Annotated in this window: 5 protein-coding genes and 1 other RNA gene; 5 read left to right on the forward strand and 1 reads right to left on the reverse strand. The window is 72.9% G+C overall.

Going from position 1 to position 5,009, the window contains the following annotated elements:
* From ACWJ6R_RS29960 to rnpB, 5 genes are all read left to right on the forward strand, one after another.
* A partial coding sequence (locus ACWJ6R_RS29960; protein ID WP_449065440.1) for a Nif3-like dinuclear metal center hexameric protein occupies nucleotides 1–445 on the forward strand: 445 nt, incomplete at its 5' end.
* A 333-nt stretch (nucleotides 446–778) separates the two neighbouring features.
* Nucleotides 779–2,077, forward strand: a complete 1,299-nt coding sequence (gene iscB, locus ACWJ6R_RS29965; protein ID WP_449065441.1) for an RNA-guided endonuclease IscB — start codon at nucleotides 779–781, stop codon at nucleotides 2,075–2,077.
* Between the two features lie 61 nt (nucleotides 2,078–2,138).
* A complete protein-coding gene (locus tag ACWJ6R_RS29970; RefSeq protein WP_449065442.1) occupies nucleotides 2,139–2,879 on the forward strand; it encodes a zinc ribbon domain-containing protein in 741 nt (246 codons plus the stop codon).
* Complete coding sequence (locus tag ACWJ6R_RS29975) at nucleotides 2,876–4,246, forward strand: bifunctional RNase H/acid phosphatase (protein ID WP_449065443.1); 1,371 nt, start codon at nucleotides 2,876–2,878, stop codon at nucleotides 4,244–4,246. Before ACWJ6R_RS29970 ends, ACWJ6R_RS29975 begins: the two co-directional genes overlap by 4 nt.
* Nucleotides 4,247–4,320: 74 nt before the next feature.
* An RNA gene (rnpB, locus tag ACWJ6R_RS29980) (RNase P RNA component class A) lies at nucleotides 4,321–4,714 on the forward strand.
* Nucleotides 4,715–4,743: 29 nt separating this feature from the next.
* On the opposite strand, the gene ACWJ6R_RS29985 is transcribed toward rnpB, so the two are convergent.
* Complete coding sequence (locus tag ACWJ6R_RS29985) at nucleotides 4,744–4,950, reverse strand: tyrosine-type recombinase/integrase (RefSeq protein WP_449065444.1); 207 nt, start codon at nucleotides 4,948–4,950, stop codon at nucleotides 4,744–4,746.
* Between the last annotated feature and the right edge of the window lie 59 nt (nucleotides 4,951–5,009).

Below are 5,009 nucleotides of genomic sequence, written 5' to 3' on the forward strand. Positions count from 1 at the left end.
CCGCCGCGGACTCGGCCGCGTCGGTTCGCTGCCCGAGCCGACGCCCCTGCGCGACTTCGTACGGCGGGCCGCCCGGGGACTGCCCCGCACGGCGGGCGGCCTGCGCGTCGCCGGAGACCTCGGCCGGGAGGTCCTGCGGGTCGCGGTGAGCGGGGGAGCGGGCGACTCCCTCCTGGGCACGGCCCGCGCCGCCGGAGTCGACGTCTTCCTCACCGCCGACCTCCGCCACCACCCGGCCAGCGAGTTCGCCGAGGCGTCCTCCTCCGGCGGCGGCCCCGCCCTCGTCGACGCCGCCCACTGGGCCACCGAATGGCCCTGGCTGGCCGACGCCGCCCGGCGGCTGACGTCAGGGTTGGCGGCGCGGGGGATTAATGTTGAGGCACGTGTCTCCGAGACGGTCACGGACGCATGGACGACAACAGCAGAGTCAATGACCCCGGCCTGAAGGCCGGGGCGTGAGGTACGGCACCGCCGTATCTCAAGCCCGCGTTGACCAGCCCCAGTCATCAGCGGATGGAGGTGCGAAGTGATGGCTACGTCCGATGTGCGACGGCAGACCCACCGGCGGGTGCTTCCTCAGCCCGCCGCTCTGGAATCCACGGGAGCAGACACCCCGGGTCGGGACGAAACGGCCCGTGGAGACACGATCGGCGACGATTGCGTACCGGGCATCGGACCTGGGCGAGGGGAGACCCGCGCGTGGCGCACCCGCGCGCGCGGGCGTCACCCCGAGGCGGCTGCGGTCGCCGAGGGAGAGCGGGGCGGTAACGCCCCATCCGTGTTCGTGCTCGACAAGCACGGCGAGCCGCTGATGCCGTGCCATCCGGCGCGTGCCCGCGAACTGCTGGCATCGGGGAGGGCGGTGGTGGTCCGGCACACACCGTTCGCCATCCGGCTCAAAGACCGTACGGTCGCCGACTCCAGGGTGGCCGGGGTGGAGGCGGGCATCGATCCGGGCAGCCGCCACACCGGCCTCAGCATCTTCACCCAGGCGGGCGGCGTCCGGCGGGGGATCTTCGCCCTGCAACTGGACCATCGGGGCGGGTGGATCCGCGACAAGCTGACCGCCCGCGCCGCCTACCGGCGGGGTCGCCGGTCACGGAACCTGCGCTACCGCGCCCCCCGGTTCAACAATCGGACCCGGCCCAAGGGGTGGCTGGCGCCGTCGCTGCGCCACCGCGTCGACGGCACCCTGTCGTGGATCACCCGGCTGCGCCGGTGGGCGCCGATCCGGGCGATTCACGTGGAGCGGGTTGCGTTCGACACCTCCGCGATGGCGGCCGGGAGGTCGCTGTCGGGAGCGGAGTACCAGCAGGGCACCCTGGCAGGATATGAGGTCCGCGAATACCTGCTGGCCAAGTGGGAGCGGCGGTGTGCTTACTGCGATGCGCAGAACGTCCCGCTGAACATCGATCACATCCGGCCCCGCGCCCGGGGCGGCTCCGACCGGATCAGCAACCTCACCCTGGCGTGCATACCGTGCAACCAGGCCAAGAACGCCCTGCGGGTCGAGGAGTTCCTGGCCGGTGACCCGCAGCGTCTGGCCCGGATCCTGGCGCAGGCGAAGGCGCCGCTGCGGGACGCCGCCGCCATGAACGCGACCCGGCAGAGACTGCGGCGGGCGCTGGAGGCCACCGGCCTGCCGGTGCACGCGGTCTCGGGCGGACGTACCAAGTGGAACCGGCACCGGACCGCAGCGCCGAAGTCCCACACACTGGACGCCCTGCACGTCGGTGAGATGGAGACCGTCGTTTCCTGGCCGTCGACCGTACTGGTGGCGTCCGCGACCGGGCGCGCTCCTACGCCCGCACCGCACCGGACCGGTACGGCTTTCCCCGGCTGCGGCGGCCCCGGACCAAGCAGGTGCACGGGTTCGCCACCGGGGATCTGGTCCGCGCGATCGTCCCGGCCGGGAAGAAGGCCGGGACCCATGTCGGGCGGGTCGCGGTCCGCACCACCGGCAGCTTCAACATCCGCACCGTCCGCGGCTTGGTGCAGAGCATCGGCCACCGCCACGTGCGGTTGCTGCAACGCGCGGACGGCTACGGCTACACCACCATCAAGGAGACCACGATGACCGACCGTTCCGCGTTTTCTCCCCGGCCTGAAGGCCAGGGCTTCCACGCTGGAGGTAATCAGTGAAAGCAGCCCCGGCATCCCAGAAGCGCCTGCTCGACCTGGCCGAGGTCGACTCCGTCCTCGACCGGCTGGCCCACCGCCGCCGCACCCTGCCCGAGCTGGCCGAGATCGACGAGCTCGCAGCCCGGGTGGCCCGGCTGGCCACCCAGGTGATCGCCGCCGAGACCGAGGCGGGCGACCTGGCCAGGGAGCAGTCCAAGGCCGAGTCCGACGTCGACTCGGTCCGCGTCCGCGTCGAGCGGGACCAGAAGCGCCTCGACTCCGGTCAGGTCTCCTCCCCCAAGGACCTGGCCAGCCTCCAGTCGGAGATCGCCTCGCTGACCCGCCGCCAGGGCGACCTGGAGGAGGTCGTTCTGGAGATCATGGAGCGCCGCGAGGCCGCAGACGGGCAGGTCGTCAAGCTCTCCGCCGAGCGCGACGAGCTCTCCGCCGCCCGCGCCGCCGCCGAGGACCGCAGGGACGCCGCCTTCGCCGAGATCGACAAGGAGCTCGGCGAGGTGAAGGCCAAGCGCTCCGGCGTCGCCGCCGACGTCCCCGCCGACCTGCTCTCCCTCTACGAGAAGCTCCGCGAGCAGTCCGGCGTCGGCGCCGCGATGCTCCAGGGCGGCCGCTGCCTGGGCTGCCGGACGAGCCTGTCCATCGCGGACGTCAACCGCATCAAGGCCGCCCCGCACGACGAGGTGATCCGCTGCGAGGAGTGCCGCCGCATCCTGGTCCGCACCCCCGAGTCCGGGCTGTGACGTCCTATCTCGTCGAGGCCGACGGCGGGTCCCGGGGCAACCCCGGTCCCGCCGGTTACGGTGCGGTGGTCAAGGACGCCGCCGACGGCCAGATCCTGGCCGAGGACGCCGCGGCGATCGGCACCGCGACCAACAACGTCGCCGAGTACCGCGGGCTGATCGCCGGCCTGCGGGTCCTGCTCGACCTGGCCGGGGACGGCGCGGCGGTCGAGGTGCGGATGGACTCCAAGCTGGTCGTCGAGCAGATGGCCGGCCGTTGGAAGATCAAGAACGAGGGTCTGCGCCCGCTCGCCTCGGAGGCCGCGGCCCTGGCCCGCCGCCTCCGGGTCACCTGGAAGTGGATCCCCCGCGAGCGCAACACCGATGCCGACCGCCTGGCCAACGAGGCCATGGACGCCGCCGCCAAGGGCCTACCCTGGCGCTCGACCGCCTCCGTGACCGGGGGAGCCCCTGCGATCGGGGAGCCTCCGCGATCGGGGGAGCCTCCGGGCGCGGGGGAACCTCGACCGTCGGGGCCGCTCGCGTCTCGGAGCGCCCGGCCGCCTCCTCGTCCTCCGGTCCCGCCGCCTCCACGCCCGCCGCGTCCCCGGCCGCCGGACGGGCCGGAGCCTCCGCGCCCGCCGCCCAGGGGTCCCTCTTCGACGCGACGGACGTCTCCGAGGTCCCGTCCGGCCTTCCGGCGAAGGTGGCCGCGACCGCGGGTACGGTCACCGGAACCGCCCCGGGCACCGGCTGGCGCCCCCCCCACCACCGCGGCCACCACTCTCATCCTGCTCCGCCACGGCGAGACCCCGCTCTCCGTCGAACGCAGGTTCTCCGGCCTCGGGGATCCCGAGCTCACCGCGAACGGCGCCGCCCAGGCCGAGGCCGCCGCGGCCAGGCTCTCGCAGCCGCCGTACGGCGTGCAGGTGATCGTCAGCTCCCCGCTCAGGCGGGCCCGGGCCACCGCCGAGGCCGTCGCCGTCAGGACCGGCCTGGAGGTGGTCGTCGAGGAGGACCTGCGGGAGGTCGACTTCGGCGACTGGGAGGGCCACACCTTCACCGAGATCCAGCGCCGCTGGCCGGACGGGCTCAAGGCGTGGCTGTCGGACCCGGCTGTCGCGCCGCCGGGCGGGGAGAGCTTCGAGACGGCGGCGCGGCGGGTCGAGGCGGTGCGGGACGGTCTCGTCGAGCGCTACGAGGGCAGGACGGTCCTCGTCGTCTCCCACGTGACGCCGATCAAGACGCTGCTCCGGCTCGCGCTGCTGGCTCCGCCCGCCGCGCTGTACCGCATGCACCTCGATCTGGCCTGCCTGTCCCGCATCGAGTACTACGCCGACGGCCCGGCGGTGGTGAAGTCGTTCAACGACACCGCGCATCTGCGCTGACGGCGGGGCGGCGGGCGGACGACGGCCCCGGTCGGAGATCGCCCCGGAGCGGATAAGCTAGGCGGCACGGCGGACGAGCCGGCCGGGCGGCCGCGTCGGGTCCCTTGCGGGCCCGCCGAGGAAGGTCCGGGCTCCACAGGGCAGGGTGGTCGGTAACGCCGACCCGGGGTGACCCGCGGGACAGTGCCACAGAGAACAGACCGCCTCTCGCGAGAGGGGTAAGGGTGAAACGGTGGTGTAAGAGACCACCAGCGCCCACGGTGACGTGGGCGGCTCGGTAAACCCCACCCGGAGCAAGGTCAAGAAGGGACGCTCCGCGAGGAGCGTCCCGCGCGCGACGTTCGAGGGCTGCCCGCCCGAGCCGCGCGGGTAGACCGCTCGAGGCCGGCGGCAACGCCGGCCCTAGATGGATGGTCGCCCCTTCACGCGAGTGAAGGACAGAACCCGGCCTACAGGCCGACTCGTCCGCCTCACCCTTCTGACCAGGGGCTGAGGGTTCATGCTTCGTTCTCGTTCCGGCTCTGTTCCGCCAGGTCTTTCTTGATCTTAGTGTCGATGGCGCCCCGGCCGAGGTCCTCGTCGTCCGGGAACAGGTGCCCGTAGGTGTCGAAGGTCTCGCCGATGGTGGCGTGGCCCAGGCGGCGCTGGATGCTCTTCGGATTGAGGTTCGCCGCGATCAGGGTCGAGGCGTAGTAGTGCCGCAGGTCGTGGGTGCGCCGTGAGGCGCTGTTGAGTCGAGTGGAGGTGAGAGACCTTCACCGCT

Source organism: Planomonospora algeriensis, assembly GCF_977012225.1.